This window comes from Methylibium sp. T29 (genome assembly GCF_000576205.1).
Taxonomy (GTDB): domain Bacteria; phylum Pseudomonadota; class Gammaproteobacteria; order Burkholderiales; family Burkholderiaceae_C; genus Methylibium; species Methylibium petroleiphilum.
In genome coordinates this window covers 1-942 of sequence record NZ_AZND01000549.1, presented here as the reverse complement: position 1 = coordinate 942, position 942 = coordinate 1, and the positions used below count along the sequence as shown (strand labels likewise).

Genomic DNA, 942 nt, shown 5'->3' with positions numbered 1-942 from the left:
TGAGCGCCTGGAGGACATCCCGCTGCTCGTCGCACTGTTCCTGGAACGTTGCAACCGACGCTGCGGCAAGCGCGTCGCCGGCCTGACCACGCGCGCCTACGACGCGCTGTGGGACTACCACTGGCCCGGCAACGTGCGCGAGCTCGAGAACATGGTCGAGCGCGCGGTGATCCTGGCCGACGACGACGGCCGGATCGACGTGCAGCACCTGTTCTCCGGCGGCGAGCGGCTGCGGCTGCGCTCGCTGGGCGTCGAAGCCCAGGGCGGCCTGGTCGCGCCGTCCTCACCGCTGCCGGCCGAGTCGGCCACGCCTTCCGACGAGGTCGGCCCCGGCAGCACGCTGTTGACGGTGACGCCGGTGCCGGCCAGCGTCTCGGCCAGCCCGCGCGCGATGGACAGCTGCGCGGTCTTGGTCATGCCGTAGTGGATCATCTCGGTCGGGATCTGCAGGCCCGACTCGCTGGACACGAAGACGATGCGGCCCCAGTCGCGCGCGCGCATGCCGCCGACGTAGTGGCGCGCCAGGCGCACGCCGCTGAGCACGTTGACCTCGAAGAAGCGCTGCCAGTCGCGTCGGGGATGTCCTCGAAAGGCTTGGGCTCGAAGATGCCAAGGTTGTTGACGAGGATGTCGACCGCCGGCAGTTGCGCGAACAGCGCCTCGCAGCCGGCCGCCGTGCCCAGGTCGGCGGCGATGCCGCTGACCTCGGCCTGCGGCAGCTCGCCACGCAGCCGTTGCACCGCGGCGTCCACGCCCGCCGCGCTGCGGCCGTTCAGCACCACCGCCGCGCCTTCGGCGGCCAGCGCCTTGGCGGCGGCGTAGCCGATGCCTTGGTGGAGCCGCTGAGCAGCGCGCGCCGGCCCCTGATCCCGTAGTCCATCTTCTTGCTCCCGTCGGCAGGCAGACCCCGCGACGGCTCAGCGTCCCAGGGCCTTCGCCGGC

2 pseudogenes are annotated in these 942 nt (G+C 72.3%); one reads left to right on the top strand and one right to left on the bottom strand.

Annotation, left to right across the window (positions count from 1 at the left end):
• Window positions 1-424, top strand: a pseudogene (locus x551_RS26650) (AAA family ATPase); the annotation flags it as partial.
• Here the strand turns inward: x551_RS26650 and x551_RS24850 are convergent.
• Window positions 307-880: pseudogene (locus x551_RS24850) on the bottom strand (SDR family oxidoreductase); the annotation flags it as partial. The pseudogenes x551_RS26650 and x551_RS24850 overlap by 118 nt on opposite strands.
• Window positions 881-942: the final 62 nt, after the last annotated feature.